This window comes from Streptomyces sp. NPDC051105 (assembly GCF_040682795.1).
GTDB lineage: Bacteria > Actinomycetota > Actinomycetes > Streptomycetales > Streptomycetaceae > Streptomyces.
In genome coordinates this window covers 345,845-361,458 of sequence record NZ_JBFBBR010000010.1, presented here as the reverse complement: position 1 = coordinate 361,458, position 15,614 = coordinate 345,845, and the positions used below count along the sequence as shown (strand labels likewise).

The window sequence follows — 15,614 nt, the reverse complement described above, 5'->3', positions numbered from 1 at the left end:
CATCATGCACGAGGGGCAGCGGGATCGACAGGCCCGGTTCGCCGTGGACGGCGGTCCCCGGTATTGCCTCCCCGTACCGGCCCCCGTTACCTTGCGGCGGGGCTTGCGGCCAGGCACGCGGTGCGGTGCGCCCGGCGCATCGACGCGCGGCGTACGGAACGGACATCGGGTGACAGGTCGAGGCAAGGGCCGGCAGGAGGCGCAGCACGGCCTGCTCACGAACATCGCCGCCGAGGCGGGGGTCTCGCTCAGCACCGTCTCCAAGGTGGTGCACCGGCGCCGGGACGTCGGCGCGGCGACCCGGGACCGGGTCGAGGAACTGCTGGCACGGCACGGGTACGTCCGGCCGTGGGAGCGGGATCCCGAGACGCCCCGGCAGATCATCGTCGTCTTCCGCGACCTGTCCGGCCCGTACACCCTGGAGGTCGCCCGGGGGATCGTGGACGCGGCCGGTGAGCTGGGCATCGACGTGGTGACCGGGACGACGAGCCGGCGGTCGATCTCCGCGTGGCTGGAGGAGTGCGTGGCGCTCGGTGCGGCCGGGCTGGTGATCGTGATCTCGATGCTGGCCGAGGAGGACCAGCGCAGGATCGTCGAGCAGCGGCTGCCGGTCGTGCTGATCGACCCGCTCAGCGCCCCGTCCGAGGACATCCCGAGCATCGGCGTGACGAACTGGAGCGGCGCCCGGGACGCCGTCCAGCATCTGCTGGACCTGGGGCACACCCGGATCGGCATGGTCGCCGGCCGCTCGCACTCCCTGGCCGGGGCGGCCCGCGTGCACGGCTACCGGGCCGCGCTGGAGGAGGCCGGGGTCGCCTACGATCCGGCGATCGTCCGCTCCACCGACTTCGACTACGCCGAGGCGCTGACCGCCAGCCTGCAGATCCTGCGGGCCGACGACCCGCCCACGGCTGTCTTCGCGGCCAGCGACGCACAGGCGCTCGGCGTGCTGGAGGCGGCCCGGCAGCAGGGGCTCGCCGTACCGGGCGACCTGTCGGTGATGTCCTTCGACGACACCCTGGTGGCGGCCATGGCCTGCCCGCCGCTGAGCGCGGTGCGCCAGCCGTTCGAGGAGCTGGGACGCGAGGCGACCCGGGTGCTCATGGACCTCGCCCAGGGCCGGCCGCCCGCCTCCTCGCGGATCGAGCTGACCACGGAACTCGTGGTGCGGACCTCGACGTCCGTTCGCCACCCCGTCAATACCCCGTAACCCGCGACCGCGCGAAACCCTTTCGCAATGTGCCGGTGACAGTGCCGGGCCGCCTACGAATACTGGCTTCCTCCCCCGCACCCCCGTGGCAAAGGAACGCCGGTGAAAAGATCCTGGGCGCGAAAGGCCTTCGCTTCGGCGACGGCCCTCTGCATAGGCGTGGTGGTCGCCCTCGCCTCCGCTACGGCCGCGTCGGCGTATCAGCCGAGCCCCGCGAACCTGTATACGGCGGACAACACCGCCGCCTGCAACAAGAGCCCCTGTGTCCTCTACCCGAAGTCGGCCCAGCTGCCGGACGGCCGGCTCGTGGCCACCTTCGAGAACAGCCAGAGCGCTCCGGTGGGCCAGACCCTGCCCATCTACAAGAGCGACGACGCCGGCACGACCTGGGCGAAGCTGGCCGACGTCAAGGCCCCCGCCTACCTCTCCACCGACTCCGCGTACGCGAAGTACACGAGCAACTGGACCAACCCGTACCTGTACGTCCTCCCGCAGAGCGTCGGCTCCCTGAGCGCCGGCACGCTGCTGCTCGCGAGCATCGTCTCGGGCGACGACTACTACTTCGAGGAGCAGAAGGCCGCCAACTCCAGCTGGACGCCCACCAGTGACGGCGACCGCAAGGACGTGGCGCTCGCCCTGTACGCGAGTACGGATGACGGCGCGACCTGGAGCTTCCAGAACGTCATCGCCGCCGGTGGCTGGCAGGGCGGCAGCGCGGGCAGCGTCGGCCGGGTCTCGACCGCCAACACCCACGCCCAGGTCGACCCCGTCTGGGAGCCGCACCTGCTCGCCCACAACGGGCAGCTCATCGCCTACTACTCCGACGAGGACGACTACACCGGTTACAACACCACCACCGGCGCCCCGACCCTCGACCCGGCCAACGACACCGCGACCGACTCCGGCGGCCAGGTCCTCCTGCACCGCACCTGGGACGGCACCAGCGGCTCGGCCTGGAGCAGCCCGGTCGTCGACGTCCCCGGCTCCACGGTGAGCATGGGCAACGGAAAGACGGAGATCGGCGGGGGCCGTCCGGGCATGACGACCATCGCCCCGACGACCGACGGCAAGTGGCTGCTGACGTACGAGTACTGGGGCGGCGGGACGAACGTCCGCTACCGCGTCTCCGACAACCCGACGAAGTTCTTCTCCGCCACGGACGCCGCCATCACCTCGCTGCCCGTGCCCTCGGGCGGGGCCGCCATGTCCACCGGCGGCAGCCCGGTCCTGCTCCCGATGCCGGACGGCCGGATCGTCTACAACGCGGCAGGCAGCGGTGACGTCTGGGTCAACGAGTCCGGGCTGTCCACCGGCACCTGGAAGGAGTACAAGACGCCGATCGCCGCCGGATACAGCCGAAACCTGCAGTACGTCGACGGCACCGGACGCGTCCTGATCCTCCAGGCCTCCTGGAGCGGTACCAGCGTCGGCCCCGTGAAGTACGCCGAGGTCGACCTCGGCCGCTCCGACGGCGCCTACTACAGCCTCGTCAACCGGCTGACCGGCCAGGTCCTCACCACCGCGGCCGGCAAGACCCAGGACGCGAACCTCACCGGGAACACCCCCGACCTCGTCCTGGGCGCGGCCGACTCCACCGCCGCCACGCAACGCTGGCACCTGACCGCCAAGGGCGGCAACGTGACCCTGCTCAACAAGGCCGGGGGCCGCTCGGTCGCCATCTGGACCGGCACCGCGACGGCCGGGCAGAAGCTCGCCCAGTGGGTCGACGACGGAGCCACCGACAAACAGTGGACCCAGGTCGCGTCGTCGACCAGCGGCTACTACAAGCTCCGCTCGGTCCTCAACTCCAGCCTCTACATGACCGGTTCGACCGCGGGCGGCTCCGTCACCGTCGCGGCCGCGACCACCGACGGCTCCCAGGACTGGCAGCTGGTCCAGGACCCGCTCCCCACGGCCTCCACCTTCACCCTGAAGGGCGCCTACTCCGGCCGCTGCCTCGACGTCCCGAACGGCCAGACGGGCGTCCAGGTCCAGATCTACGACTGCTCGGGCAACGCCAACCAGACCATCACCCGGACCACGGCCGGCGAACTCCGCGTTCTGGGCAAGTGCCTGGCCGCGAACGGTGACGGTACGACCGCGGGCACCACGCTCATCCTCTGGGCCTGCAACGGCAAGTCCAGCCAGAAGTGGGCGTTCCGCGTGGACGGCACCATCGTCAACCGCTCCAACGGCCTGGTCATCGACGTGACCGACTGGGGGACGGCCAACGGCTCGAAGGTGGAGCTGTGGACGGGACTGGGCAACGCGACCCAGCAGTGGACCCGTAGTTAGGTGCCGAGGTTAGGTGCCGAGGTTAGGTGCCGAGGTTAGGTGCCGAGCCGGAGAAGCGGCGCCACCGCATCCAAGCGGTGGTGCCGCCTTCTCGTACCCGCCGCTACTCCCGCTCGACGGTCACCGGCACCCCGTGCTGCTGGATCACCGTCGCGTCCCGTTCCTCGCCCACCAGCCGGATGGCGGTCCGCACCGGGGTGTCCAGGCTGGAGGAGCCCGCCTCCAGCAGGATCTCGCCGGGCTCCACGAGGCGGTGGCCGGCCAGGCCGGTGAAGGCCAGGCGGTCGGTGTGGACGTGGAAGCGGACCGTCGCCTCCTCGCCGGGTTCGAGGGCCACCTTGGCGAAGGCCAGCAGCGCGCGCACCGGGCGGGTCACCTGGGCGACCGGGTCGACGGCGTACAGCTGGACGGTCTCGGCACCCGCGACCGCCCCCGTGTTCCGTACCCGCGCCCGCACCGTGAACTCCCCGTCCGTGGGCACCTGTTCACGGTCCACGGACAGCTGGTCGACCTCGAACGTCGTGTACGACAGCCCGTGCCCGAAGGGGAACGCCGGTGTCGGGTCGAGGTTGGACAGGAAGCTCTGCCGGTCGCCCAGCGGCGGGTGGAGATAGGTGTACGGCTGGCCGCCCGGCGAGGTGGGGATCTGCACGGGCAGCTTGCCGCTGAAGTTCGCCTTCCCGGACAGGAGTTCGGCCACCGCCCGGCCGCCCTCCTCGCCCGGCAGGAACACCTGCACCATGGCCGCCGCGGCCGACGCGAACCGGCCCACGGCATAGGGCCGGCCGCTGCTCACGACCAGCACGACTGGCTTCCCGGTCGCCAGGACCGCCTCGACCAGCTCCTCCTGGACGCCCGGCAGCCGGAGATCCTCCACGTCACAGCCTTCGCCGGAGGTGCCGATGCCGAACATGCCCGCCTTGTCGCCGACCACCAGGACGGTGAGATCGGCGGCGGCCGCGGCCGCCACGGCGCTGGGAATGCCGGAGCGCTCCTCGTCCCGGACCGGGCAGCCCTGGACGAACTCCCACTCCACGGACGGAAGTTCCTCGGCCAACGCGGTGCGGAGGGAGACGGCCTCGACACCGTCGCCGAGGTCGTCGCGTCCGGCGAGGACGTGGTTGGGGAAGCTGTAGCAGCCGAACATGGTGCGGACGTCGTCGGCGCACGGGCCGATCAGCGCGATCGTGCCGCCGGCTGGGAGGGGCAGGGTGCCGTCGTTCGAGAGCAGGACGGCACTCGACCGGGCCACGGCCAGGGCGAGCGCACGGCTGCCCGGCTTGTCCAGGTCGAGTGCGCCCGCGCGCAGGGCGGCGGACCGTGGGTCGAAGTCCGCGTCCAGCAAGCCGAGTTCGGCCTTCTGCCGCAGTACCCGGCGTACGGAGCGGTCGAGCAGGTCCTCGTCGACCGCGCCCTGTTCCACGGCGTGCACGAGCGCGTCGCCGAAGCCGCGCTGGTCGGGGAGTTCGACGTCCATCCCGGCGCGCAGGGCGAGCGCCCCGGCGTCGGGCAGATCGGCGGCGACCCGGTGGGCGTTCACCAGGAAGGGCAGCGACCAGTAGTCGGAGACGACGGTGCCCTCGAACCCCCAGGCGTCTCGCAGGATGTCGGTGAGCAGGCGGCGGCTGGCGGCGGGGGCCTCGCCGTCGATCTCGGCGTACGAGTTCATGACCGACCGCACACCGGCGGCGACCAGGCGCTCGAACGGCGGCAGGATGACGTCGTGGAGTTCGCGGGGGCCGGCGTGGATGGGGGCGTGGTTGCGGCCGCCCATGGACGCGGAGTACCCGGCGAAGTGCTTGAGGGTCGCGTACACACCGGCGCCCTGCAGGCCGGTGACATACGCCTCGCCCATCTCCCCGACCAGGTACGGGTCCTCGCCGTAGGTCTCCTCGCAGCGACCCCAGCGGTAGTCCCGGATCACGTCGACGACCGGGGCGAGCCCCTGGTGGACGCCCGCCTCGGCCATGTCGGCGCCGATGGCCGCGCCGACCCGCCGGACCAGCTCCGGGTCGAAGGTGGCCGCCATGCCGAGCGAGGTGGGGTAGATCGTCGCCCCGTAGGCGGTGAAACCGGTCAGGCACTCGTCGTGCGCCATGGCCGGGATGTTGAGTCTGCTCTGCGCCATGACCTGCCGCTGGCGGTCGGCCAGCGCCCGGGAGTGTTCCAGGGCGGGCCGGGGCAGGGTGCCGTACGGGCGGGTGAGCTGGCCCAGGCCGTGCCGGGCGGTCTCGGCGAGGTCGCCGACCCGGTCGAAGATGCTGGTGCCCGGTGCCACCTCGGGTCCGGCCGGTTCGACGTCCTCCCAGGCGCTGCTGAGCTGTGCGACCTTCTCGGCGAGGGTGAGCCGGGCGAGCAGTGCCTCGACCCGCTCGGCGACGGGGAGGGCGGGGTCGGTCCAGGGTCGGCCGTCCTCCTCCTGGGGGAGGCCGCCGTGGTCGGGCATGGTGGTCGTCATTCACGACTCCTCGGGGAGTTGCGCGGGCATGCCGACGGGGCCGGGCGCGGGGCCCGGCCGTCGTACGGGGTCGACTGCCCGGTGGTATGGGCTGCCTGGCTACGTGGTTATTTGGAGAAGCCGGCGGTGAGGCCGGCGACGAGCTGGCGCCGGGCGAGGATGAACAGCGCGAGCATCGGGAGGGTGGAGAGCACCACCGCGGCCATGGTGGACGGGACGTCGATGCCGAACTGGCCCTTGTAGAGGGTCAGTGCCAGCGGCAGGACGGCCTTGTCGCCGCTCTGGGTCAGGATGAGCGGGAAGAGGAAGCCGTTCCAGACCTGGAGTCCGTCGTACACGGCGACCGTCATCAGGGCCGGGCGGGCCAGCGGCGCCGCGAGCGACCAGAGCATGCGCCAGTCGCCGGCCCCGTCGACGATCATGGCCTCGAACAGCGAGCGGGGCACGTCACGCAGGAAGCTCACCAGGATCATCACGGTGATCGGCAGCGCGAACGCGGCCGAGGGAAGGACGATCGCGAGCAGGCTGTCGTACAGCCTCATCCTGATGATCAGCAGGTACACGGGGATGATCACGGCCTGCAGCGGGATCGCCAGACCCAGCAGGAACAGCCGGAACGACAGCCGGGACAGCCGGCTGCCGGCGCCCCGGACGATCGCGAACGCGGCCATGAGGGCGAAGGCGACCGCGAGCACCACGGTCCCGGCGGTGACGACCACGCTGTTGAGCAGGTAGGTGGTGAAGTCGCCGGCCAGCACGGTCCGGTAGTTGTCGAACGTCGGGTGGCCGGGCAGTGCCAGGGGGCTGTCGGTGGTGAAGTCGGTCCGGCTGCGCAGGCTGGTGACGACCAGCCAGTAGACGGGTACGACGACGATCGCCGTCCACATGAGCGTGGTGCTGCCGCTGAGGGCGCGGCGGAGGATGCCGGGTACGGGGTTGGACCGTACCGGGCCGGGGGTCGCCGTGCCCCGGGCGGGGACGGCGTCCGGTGCGGTCGCGGCGCGGGCCTTGGTCACGGTGGTGCTCACATGCCCTCCTGCCGGCTGTCCATCCGGGTGAAGCCGGACAGCCGGGTGGTCAGCAGCGACAGGCCGAGGCCGAAGGCCACCAGGAGGGTGGCGACGGCGCTGGCCCGGCCCATGTCGTGGGTCTGGAATCCGGTGATGTACATGGCCAGGGGGAGGACCCGGGTGGCGGTGCCGGGGCCGCCGGTTCCGCCGGACAACACGAAGATCAGGTCGAAGTAGGTCAGCGAGCCGACGAGCATCAGGGTGCTGGAGGTGACCATCGTGTACTTCAGCTGCGGCAGGGTGATGTGCCGGAAGCGGGCCGCCGGTCCCGCGCCGTCGAGGGCGGCGGCCTCGTACAGCGCGGTGGGGATCTGCCGTATCCCGGCCTGGTAGAGCAGCGCGTGGAACGGCACGAACTGCCAGGCGATCACGAAGATCACCGTGTACAGCGCCAGTTCGGGCGAGCCGAGCAGCGGCTTCGCCAGCCAGTGCAGGCCGGGCGTCGCGCCGAGGCCGAACGCCGGGTCGAGCAGCGCCTGCCAGGTCAGGCCGATCGCCACCGCGGACAGCAGCAGCGGCAGGAAGAACAGCACGGCGAACAGCGCCCGCACCTTCCCCTTCGGCGCCTGGAAGACGCCGAGGGCCAGCGCGACCGGCGTCTGGACCAGCCAGCTCACCGCCATCACCTTGACGGTGAGCCAGAGCGACTGCCAGGTCGCGCCGTCGGTCAGGACGTCGCCCCAGTTGGCGAAGCCGGCCCAGCCGATGGAGCCCAGGCCGTCCCAGTCGGCGAGGCTGAGCGCCAGCACGCCGACGAGGGGGACGAGTCCGAACAGGCTGAACAGAATCAGAGCGGGGGCGGCCATGAGGAGGCCGCTCGAACGGCGGCCTGCCTTACGGACGGCGGGAACAGCGGTGGTCACGACCCCGCCTTGCTCATGTTCGTACCGAACTCGGCGGGCGAGATCTGCCGCAGGAACGACTTGTCGGTGTTGGTCAGCAGCGGGTCCGCCTGGTCGGACGGCAGTGCCTGGTCCCAGGAGAGCTGGAAGCCCGGGGCGTTCTGCACCAGGTCGTAGACGAACGTCAGCCACTGCTTGTCGGACGACGACTTCACCGCCGCCAGCTTCGACTCCAGGCCCTTGACCGGCGGCACACTGCCGGCGGCGAGGTAGGCGTCGACCTGGGAGCCGTCCAGGACGTAGTCCTTGAGGTAGGTCAGGGCGGCCGACCTGTTCTTCGTCGAGGAGTTCAGGGACAGGAAGTTCGAGGGGTTGCCGACGATGCTCTTCGGGTCGCCGGCGCCGCCGGACAGCGACGGGAAGGCGGTGTAGCCGAGGTCGCCCTTCTTCAGGAAGTCCGGCGCGGCCTTGGCTATGTTGGCGTACTCCCAGGTACCCATCACCTCCATCGCCGCCTTGCCGGTGTAGAGGAGGGCCGTGGAGGCGCCCTGGTCGTAGGTGACGGAGGAGGCGTTGTCGCCGAAGGCACCGGCCTTCGCGAGGTCCTGGAGGTCCTGGTTGGCCTTGGTGACCGACGCGTCCTTCCACCCCGCGGCGTCACCGGAGGCGATCTTCGAGAAGACGTCGGAGCCGCCCTGCCGGTCGAGCAGGTACTCCAGGTACATCAGCGTCGGCCACTTGGAGTTCGCGGCGAGGGACAGCGGGGTCACGCCCTTGCCCTTGAGCGTCTTCACGGCCGCGAGCAGGTCGTCGTACGTCTTCGGCGGCTGGACGCCCGCGTCGGCCAGCACCTTCTTGTTGTAGTAGAGGACGACCGGGGCGAGGCCGTTGGCGGGGACGCCGTAGACCTTGCCGTCGAAGGTGGCGCTCTGCATCACGCTCGGGGTGTACCGGTCCGTGCCCGCCTCGGCCTGGGTCAGCGTGTCGACCTTGCCGGCCTTGACGTAGTCGTCGAGCGCCCCGCCGCCCCAGCTGAAGAAGATGTCCGGGGCCTGGTTCGCGCCGAAGGCCACGCGCAGCTTCTGCTTGTAGTCGTCGTTCGCGAAGAGCCGCAGGGTGATCTTCGCGTCCGGGTGGTCCTTGTTGTAGGCGTCGACGGACTCCTTGAGGATGGTCTGGTCGTTGAGCGCCCACATCGTCAGACCCTTCGCCGAGGAGCCCGCCGACGATCCGGACGGTCCCGAAGTCCCGCACGCGGCCAGGGCCATGGCCGCCGCGAGGGTGACGGCGGATGCCCCGACGCGACGAATGCGCGGGCTTTCGAGATGTCCGCTGACCGGTGTTCTCCGCATGGTCGTGCCTCTCTTGTATCCCCATACCGTCGGTGAGCGAGGCAGATCGGGGACTCGTGCGAAAGGCTTTCGTACGCGACGATGCCGACGGCCTGCCTGCTGGCCGGGACACTGACATGGGATTCACGGCAGGGACAAGCGAGGGAAATGCCTCGGTTACGAAACATTTTCGCGAACCGTGGCAAGTGACGGGAGATGTGGCGGCACGGCGCCCGGGTCAGCCTTGCCCGAGGTCATCCCCTCGGCCGTCCCGGAGGCCGTCCCCGAGGTCTCCCGCCGCGGCCGCCATGAGCGATTCCGCGGCGTCCTCGGCGGTGTCCGGAGGCACGACCACCAGGTCCCAGCGTCCGCGGCCGGGGGCGAGCAGCACGACGGTGTGCGGGGCGTTCGCCGTCAGGGCTCTGCGCAGTCGTACGACCTGGTTGGAGACGAGTATCCGGCCGGGCGCCGCGGACCACACCGCCCCGTTGACGGTGACGCTGGTGATATGGCCCCAGTCGCGCGGCAAGCCGGCCAGCAGTCTCGGGAGTTCCACCAGGAGGTCGTAGGAGCGCGGCCACCATGCTCCGTCGATGGACCGGGGCAGGTCGCCGTGGGGCGCCAGATGCAGGCGGAGGACGGGGTGGGAGGGAAGCGCGGGCTGCAGTGCGATGGTCATGAAGCTCCTGCCAACTGCCTCGGGTGGATGCGGGGTTGCCGTCAGGCGCGACGCGCGGCGACCCGGTCCGGCGTCGGCCGGCGCACGTCGTACACCCAGCCGAGGCGTTCCAGGAGACCGATGACGGCGGCCGACGGGTCGATCTGGCCGCGGTCGACGCCGTGCCGGGCGCTGGTCGGGTCGGCGTGGTGGAGGTTGTGCCAGCTCTCCCCGAAGGAGAGCAGGGCGAGCGGCCACAGGTTGGTGGCGCGGTCGTGGCGGCGGGTGCGGAAGGGGCGTTCCCCGATCATGTGGCACAGGGAGTTGACGCTCCAGGTGACGTGGTGGAGCAGCGCGATGCGGACAAGTCCCGCCCACAGCAGGGCGGTCAGGCCGTACACCCAGCTGCCGCCGATGGCCCAGCCCGCCCCGAACGGCAGGGCCAGGGTGAGGACGCACAGCAGCGGGAAGGCCCGCGAGACGGCACGGATGTCGGGGTCGGCGAGCAGGTCCGGGGCGTAAGTTTCGGCGGGCGTACGGTCGTTGCGGAACAGCCAGCCGATGTGGGCGTGCAGGAGTCCGCGCAACTGGCCACGCAGGTGTGTGCCGTAGCGGTACGGGGAGTGCGGGTCGCCGGGTCGGTCGGTGAAGGCGTGATGGCGGCGGTGGGTGGCGACCCAGCCGATGACGTCGCCCTGGAAGCTCATCGAACCGGCCACCGCGAGCGCGATGCGCACGGGACGTGTCGCACGGTAGCTGCCGTGGGTGAGACCGCGGTGGAAGCCGACCGTGACGCCCAGGCCGGTGACCGTGTAGAGGACGGCGGCGAGCAGGATGTCGACGGGGTGGACGAGACGGCCCCACAGCAGCCAGCCGACCAGGCCGAGAGCCACGAACGGGAGGACGACGATCACGGCCGTCACGGTCACGTACAGCCGCTCCCCGCCGTCGCGCGCGGGCGCCGGTCCGTCGGGCGGGAAGGGCGAGACGCCGTCGTAGTTTTGGGGCGGCGCGCCGGTGTCCGGCGGGCTCGGCGGGACGGGGGTGGCGGGGGTTACGGGGGCTATGGGGGTGGATGGCATGGTGGGGGCTCCTTGACCTGGGCGAAGGCCGCTGGGACGGAGGCGCGGCCGGGGTCACGAGCTGCCCCTGGGTGACGGGTGGTGTGCTGGAGACGACCTGTCGGTAGGCACGACGCACCCTCGCTCCCCCCAACGTACTCCCTCGCACTCCTCGTGCCCGGTCCCGCGCCGCGTTGACACCCGTCGTCGCCGGACATTGACTGGCAGGACGACCGGGGGCCGGGCCGTGAAGGGCAGGGTCGACCGGGTCCCCGGGAAGCCTGGAGCAGGCCGTCGAGAAGGTGCGCCAAGGGCGTCTTCAGGCGGTGCCCCCATCGCAACGGAAGCGGTACACACGACGATGTACGACCAGACACGCGCCCAGCAGCCCGCGGACCGGCCCCCGGGCTCCGGCGAACGCCGCACCCCGGGCCCGGAGCCGCTGCTCCCGCCGGCGGAACGGGACGAGATCGTGCGCCGCCTCGGACATGCCGTCAACACCTTCGCGGACACCCCGCGCGAGGCCCTGGAGGAGGCCGAGGGCGCCTTCGATGAAGCCGCCGCCCAGCTCACGAAGGCCCTTGCGGAGCTGCGGCAGGTCCTCCGCGCGGGCTGGCAGGACCGGGACCCCGGGACGGACTCCGCCGAACTCCGGCTCGCGCTGAGGCAGTACCGGGAGATCACCCAACGGCTGCTGCGCACCTAGGGTCCCGTCCGGCGGCGGCCGGGGACGCCGCCGGTCGTCCGTGGGGCAGTGGGACACGCCGGAGTAGAGTGGAAGATCCAGTCCGAGTCCGTCTCCTACCGGGACACCGAACTCCGAGGTCGCCGTGCAGTCCATGCAAACACCCTCGGACGGGCATGCCGCGGTCCGCATCGTCGCCGCCTCGCCCGAGGTCGCCCGTAGGGTGGCGGAGGTACTGCGCCACTGTTTCGCCGCCGCCGAGCAGCGCAGTTATCCCGCGGGCCCCGACGGAGGAACCCGCCTCGACCTCACGGTGGACACCACCCGCGCGGCAGAACCCGCACGGTCCTGGCTCGAAACCAGCCAGTCCGGGCGGCGGCCCGCCGACGGCGGAGGCGGGACGGCGTCCGGGAACGGCTCCTCCGGCGCCGCCGCGGAATAGCGTGGACTCACCGGGGGGCACTTCGCAGACTCCCTCCCCCCGGAGACCGGCGCCCTTTCGGCCGCCTGGCCGATGGCCGCCGCGAGTGCGGACACCGGCCCGCCGACGGGTGACCGTCCGGTTGGACACCGGCCCGCCGACGGGTGACCGTCCGGTGGGGCGGGCACTCGGGAGGTGCGGGAAGGGACCGTCGTGTCGGCCACGCGGGCGGGCTACGCCCGGGGGACCATCGGACACGGGTGTGTCGGTTTCCCTGACATGCCCGCGGTCTCCGGTGCGAGGCCGCGACGGCTGGAAGGTGCGTGGTGGCGGGTGCGTGGTGCGGGTGCGGTGCCTGGTGCGGGCGATGAGGGGCGAGGTGCGGTGCCCGGTGCGGGCGATGAGGGGCGGTCCCGGCCGGCGGCCGAGCCGGGTTTCTGGTGGCAGGTCGTCGCCCAGCTGAGCACGGCCCTGATGGTGGTGGACCCGGCCGGACGGATCGTCGCCCTCAACCCGGCCGCCGAGCGGCTGCTGGGCCGTGCCGTCGGCGAGCTGCGCGGACGGGACGCGCACGATCTGCTGCACCGGGACGCGGGCGGCGGCACCCTCCTCCGCGAGCGGTGCCCGCTGCTCCAGGCGCTGGCCGAGGAGACCGCCGCGCGCGGGGAGGGCGACAGTTATCTGCGCGGCGACGGCCACCTGATCACCATCTCCTGGTCCGCTTCTCCGCTGCGGGACGGCGGCTCCTTCAAGGGCGTTGCCCTGATGTTCACCGACGTCACGGGCGACCACGGGGCACGTCGTGAACGTGCGGCCTATGCGAGCGCCCTGGAGGACCTCAACGAGCGGCTGACGCTGGTCGCGGAGATCACCGACGTACTGGGCCAGACCCTGGAGACGGACGAGGCCCTCGCCCGGCTGGGCCGCCTGCTGGTGCCCCGCCTGGCCGACTGGGCGGCGACCGACCTCCTGACCCGTTCCGGGCAGGTCCGCCGCATGGCGGTGACCGGTCCCGCGGGCCGGGACGCCGCACTGGAGGGCGGGCGCGAGCGACTTCCCGATTCCGGGGAGGGGGACCGGTCACCTCTCGTCCGCGTACTGAACAGCGGTGAGCCCGTGCTTCAGGACGAGGCCCGCACGGCCCCGCCGCCCGACTCTCCGCTGGCCGCGGCGTACAGCGGGTTTCTGCGGCTGGTGGGCGCGCGGTCCGTCCTCACGGTGCCGCTGGGCTCCGGACGCCAGATCACCGGCGCCCTGACGCTGGTGCGCACCGACCCGGCGCACCCCTTCGACACCGCCGACCTGGGGGTGGTGAGCGACATCGGGCGGCGGGTCGGCCTGGTCGTCGACAACGCGCGGCGGTTCGGCCGCCAGCGCGCCGTCGCCGAGGCCATGCAGCGCAACCTGCTGGCACCCCTGCCCCAGCCCGGCCGTCTCCGGCTGGCCGCCCGCTACCAGCCCGCCCCGGCCGGCTCCCAGGTCGGCGGTGACTGGTACGACGCGTTCGAGTTGAAGGACGGCACGCTCGCGCTGGTCATCGGCGACGTCGTGGGCCATGACCTGACCGCCGCGGCCGGGATGGCCCAACTGCACGGCATCCTGCGCTCACTGGCCTGGGACCGTACCGGGCCGCCCGGCGCCGTCGTCGACCGTCTCGACGACGCCATGCCCGCCATCACTACCGTCTCCATGGCCACCCTCGTCCTCGCCCGGGTCGAAGGCCACCCGCACACCGGTCCGTGGACACTGCGCTGGACCAGCGCCGGGCATCCGCCGCCACTCCTCCTGACCCCGGACGGACAGGCGCGCTACCTCGAAGCCGGACAGGGAATCCTCCTCGGCGCCTCCCTGGGTACCGCGGCGAGCCGACCCGACGCCACGCATCCCCTGGCGCCCGGCTCCACCCTGCTGCTCTACACCGACGGGCTGATCGAGGTCCCCGGCAGCGACCTCGGCACCGGGTTGAGCGGTCTGCGCCGCCACGCCCTCGCGCTCGCCCACGCACCGCTGGACGTCCTGTGCGACCAACTGCTCGCCCGCATGCCGCCCGGCAGCACCGACGACGTGGCCCTCCTCGCGCTGCGCCTGCCGGATCTGTGACCGGGGACGGAAGGGGCCGCCCGGCCGCCGCCGCTCCCGGCCCGTAGGTCATGCGCACTCGGGTCGACGGTCGTCACGACGGCGGGGATGCCGGGCACCGACTCCGGGTGGCACCTGGCCCCGTACCGGGAAGGGGCCCTTGCCCGGTACTGGCCCCGGTGAGCCGACGACACGGCGCCGCCACGGGGGGATGATCTGTTCCGATGTGCCGGAACGGACAAGGAGTACGGTCAGTGAACAGCGACAACCGCATAGGACCGCCCGCCTTCGGAAGCGAACGCGACACGCTGCGGGCCTTTCTCGACTACCACCGGGCCACCCTCGCCATGAAGTGCGAAGGGCTCACCGACGAGGAGCTGCGGCGGCGGTCGATGCCGCCGTCCACGCTCTCGCTGCTCGGCCTGGTGCGGCACATGGCGGAGGTGGAACGGACCTGGTTCCGGCGGGTGTTCGAGGACAACGAAGCACCCATGGTCTGGTCCGACAAGGTCGACTTCCAGGCGGCGTACGACGCGAGCCGGTCGACCCGGGACGAGGCGTTCACGGCCTGGGAGGCCGAGGTGGAGACCTCGCGCCGGATCGAACGCGAGGCCACCTCCCTGGACCGGGCCGGATACCAGCCGAGGTGGCAGGAGGAGGTGTCGCTGCGGATGGTGATGACGCACGTCCTCCTGGAGTACGGCCGCCACAACGGACACGCCGACTTCCTGCGGGAGGGCATCGACGGCAGCGTGGGAGCCTGAGCGCCGGGGCCCGGACGACGGCGCCGTTTCCGCGTCCGGGCAATGTCACTCCTCGATGACCAGGCCCTTCGCTTCGAGGACCGCGGTGAGGTTGCTGACCTCGATGACGCTCTTTCCGGATCGGTAGGCGGCGATGTACCCGGTCTCGGCGTCCACGCGTTCCTGGGAGAGGCGGACCGCGTCGGCCAGGTCCTCGCGGCGGACCACCACGACACCGTCGGCGTCACCGCGCACCACGTCGCCCGGGCGGATCAGCTCGCCGCCGACCAGGACGGGCTCCGCCATGGGGCCGACGGTCTCCTTGACCGTGCCCTTGATGGAGACGCCGAGGGAGAACACCGGGAAGCCGAGGTCGCGCAGTTCCCGGGTGTCGCGGACGCCGGTGTCGGTGATCAGTCCGCCGAGGCCCTTGGCCACGCAGGCGTTGGCCAGGACGTCGCCGAAGGAGCCCGCCTCGGCGTACTCACCGGCGGACACGACGATGACGTCGCCGGGCCGGGCGTGGGCGATGGCCACCTGGAGCATGATGTTGTCCCGGGGCGCGCAGCGCACGGTGAAGGCGGGGCCGCACAGCGACATGGTGTCCGACACCGGCTTGATCGTCGAACTCAGGGCGCCGAGCCGGCCCTGCGCCTCGTGGATGGTGGCCGTGGAGTAGGCACCTAGTCGCTCGACCAGGTCCGGATCGGGGCGGTCGAACTTCGTGTTCACACGCAGCATGGGTCTCTCTCCGAGGAGCG

At 71.7% G+C, this 15,614-nt stretch carries 13 protein-coding genes; 6 read left to right on the top strand and 7 right to left on the bottom strand.

Translation table 11 applies throughout. The features are described 5' to 3' along the window. Positions 1-169 precede the first annotated feature (169 nt). Both AB0N16_RS26005 and AB0N16_RS26000 read left to right on the top strand, forming a co-directional pair. The gene (locus AB0N16_RS26005) at positions 170-1,210 is read left to right on the top strand and encodes a LacI family DNA-binding transcriptional regulator (protein WP_365800563.1); all 1,041 of its coding nucleotides are present in this window, start codon (positions 170-172) and stop codon (positions 1,208-1,210) included. A gap of 219 nt (positions 1,211-1,429) precedes the next feature. Further along, entirely contained in the window at positions 1,430-3,505 is a 2,076-nt protein-coding gene (locus AB0N16_RS26000; protein ID WP_365800649.1) for an RICIN domain-containing protein, read from the top strand. 103 nt (positions 3,506-3,608) lie between these two features. On the opposite strand, the gene AB0N16_RS25995 is transcribed toward AB0N16_RS26000, so the two are convergent. The 6 genes from AB0N16_RS25995 to AB0N16_RS25970 form a co-directional block, all read right to left on the bottom strand. Continuing rightward, entirely contained in the window at positions 3,609-5,963 is a 2,355-nt protein-coding gene (locus AB0N16_RS25995; RefSeq protein WP_365800562.1) for a glycoside hydrolase family 3 N-terminal domain-containing protein, read from the bottom strand. Between the two features lie 107 nt (positions 5,964-6,070). Beyond that, positions 6,071-6,991, bottom strand: coding sequence for a carbohydrate ABC transporter permease (locus AB0N16_RS25990; RefSeq protein ID WP_365800560.1), 921 nt, complete (start codon positions 6,989-6,991; stop codon positions 6,071-6,073). Beyond that, positions 6,988-7,839 (bottom strand): sugar ABC transporter permease, encoded by an 852-nt coding sequence (locus AB0N16_RS25985; protein ID WP_365800647.1) that lies wholly within the window; start codon positions 7,837-7,839, stop codon positions 6,988-6,990. Before AB0N16_RS25985 ends, AB0N16_RS25990 begins: the two co-directional genes overlap by 4 nt. Positions 7,840-7,892: 53 nt before the next feature. Continuing rightward, the gene (locus AB0N16_RS25980) at positions 7,893-9,227 is read right to left on the bottom strand and encodes an extracellular solute-binding protein (RefSeq protein WP_365800558.1); all 1,335 of its coding nucleotides are present in this window, start codon (positions 9,225-9,227) and stop codon (positions 7,893-7,895) included. A gap of 217 nt (positions 9,228-9,444) precedes the next feature. Continuing rightward, positions 9,445-9,885 carry a DUF5994 family protein gene (locus AB0N16_RS25975; RefSeq protein ID WP_365800556.1) on the bottom strand — a complete coding sequence of 147 codons (441 nt, stop codon included), beginning with the start codon at positions 9,883-9,885 and terminating at the stop codon, positions 9,445-9,447. Between the two features lie 41 nt (positions 9,886-9,926). Next, entirely contained in the window at positions 9,927-10,946 is a 1,020-nt protein-coding gene (locus AB0N16_RS25970) for an acyl-CoA desaturase (protein WP_365800554.1), read from the bottom strand. A gap of 340 nt (positions 10,947-11,286) precedes the next feature. On the opposite strand from AB0N16_RS25970, the gene AB0N16_RS25965 reads away from it, so the two are divergent. The 4 genes from AB0N16_RS25965 to AB0N16_RS25950 all read left to right on the top strand — a co-directional run bounded on the left by AB0N16_RS25965 (position 11,287) and on the right by AB0N16_RS25950 (position 14,874). After that, positions 11,287-11,631, top strand: coding sequence for a hypothetical protein (locus AB0N16_RS25965; protein WP_365800552.1), 345 nt, complete (start codon positions 11,287-11,289; stop codon positions 11,629-11,631). 133 nt (positions 11,632-11,764) lie between these two features. Further along, a complete protein-coding gene (locus AB0N16_RS25960) occupies positions 11,765-12,052 on the top strand; it encodes a hypothetical protein (RefSeq protein ID WP_365800550.1) in 288 nt (95 codons plus the stop codon). A gap of 363 nt (positions 12,053-12,415) precedes the next feature. Further along, entirely contained in the window at positions 12,416-14,131 is a 1,716-nt protein-coding gene (locus AB0N16_RS25955; RefSeq protein ID WP_365800548.1) for a SpoIIE family protein phosphatase, read from the top strand. 233 nt (positions 14,132-14,364) lie between these two features. Further along, on the top strand, positions 14,365-14,874 hold the full coding sequence (locus AB0N16_RS25950; protein WP_365800546.1) for a DinB family protein: 510 nt from the start codon (positions 14,365-14,367) through the stop codon (positions 14,872-14,874). A 45-nt stretch (positions 14,875-14,919) separates the two neighbouring features. Here AB0N16_RS25950 and AB0N16_RS25945 read toward each other — a convergent pair whose 3' ends face one another. After that, positions 14,920-15,594, bottom strand: coding sequence for a 4-carboxy-4-hydroxy-2-oxoadipate aldolase/oxaloacetate decarboxylase (locus tag AB0N16_RS25945; RefSeq protein ID WP_365800544.1), 675 nt, complete (start codon positions 15,592-15,594; stop codon positions 14,920-14,922). Positions 15,595-15,614 lie beyond the last annotated feature (20 nt).

What these genes read in the sequence shown, in the direction of transcription:
- AB0N16_RS25965 (WP_365800552.1), top strand. Translation starts at nt 11,287, where the DNA reads ATGTACGACCAGACACGCGCCCAGCAGCCCGCGGACCGGCCCCCGGGC.
- AB0N16_RS25945 (WP_365800544.1), bottom strand. Translation starts at nt 15,594, where the DNA reads ATGCTGCGTGTGAACACGAAGTTCGACCGCCCCGATCCGGACCTGGTC.
- AB0N16_RS25985 (WP_365800647.1), bottom strand. Translation starts at nt 7,839, where the DNA reads ATGGCCGCCCCCGCTCTGATTCTGTTCAGCCTGTTCGGACTCGTCCCC.
- AB0N16_RS25980 (WP_365800558.1), bottom strand. Translation starts at nt 9,227, where the DNA reads ATGCGGAGAACACCGGTCAGCGGACATCTCGAAAGCCCGCGCATTCGT.
- AB0N16_RS25960 (WP_365800550.1), top strand. Translation starts at nt 11,765, where the DNA reads ATGCAAACACCCTCGGACGGGCATGCCGCGGTCCGCATCGTCGCCGCC.
- AB0N16_RS25995 (WP_365800562.1), bottom strand. Translation starts at nt 5,963, where the DNA reads ATGACGACCACCATGCCCGACCACGGCGGCCTCCCCCAGGAGGAGGAC.
- AB0N16_RS25975 (WP_365800556.1), bottom strand. Translation starts at nt 9,885, where the DNA reads ATGACCATCGCACTGCAGCCCGCGCTTCCCTCCCACCCCGTCCTCCGC.
- AB0N16_RS25970 (WP_365800554.1), bottom strand. Translation starts at nt 10,946, where the DNA reads ATGCCATCCACCCCCATAGCCCCCGTAACCCCCGCCACCCCCGTCCCG.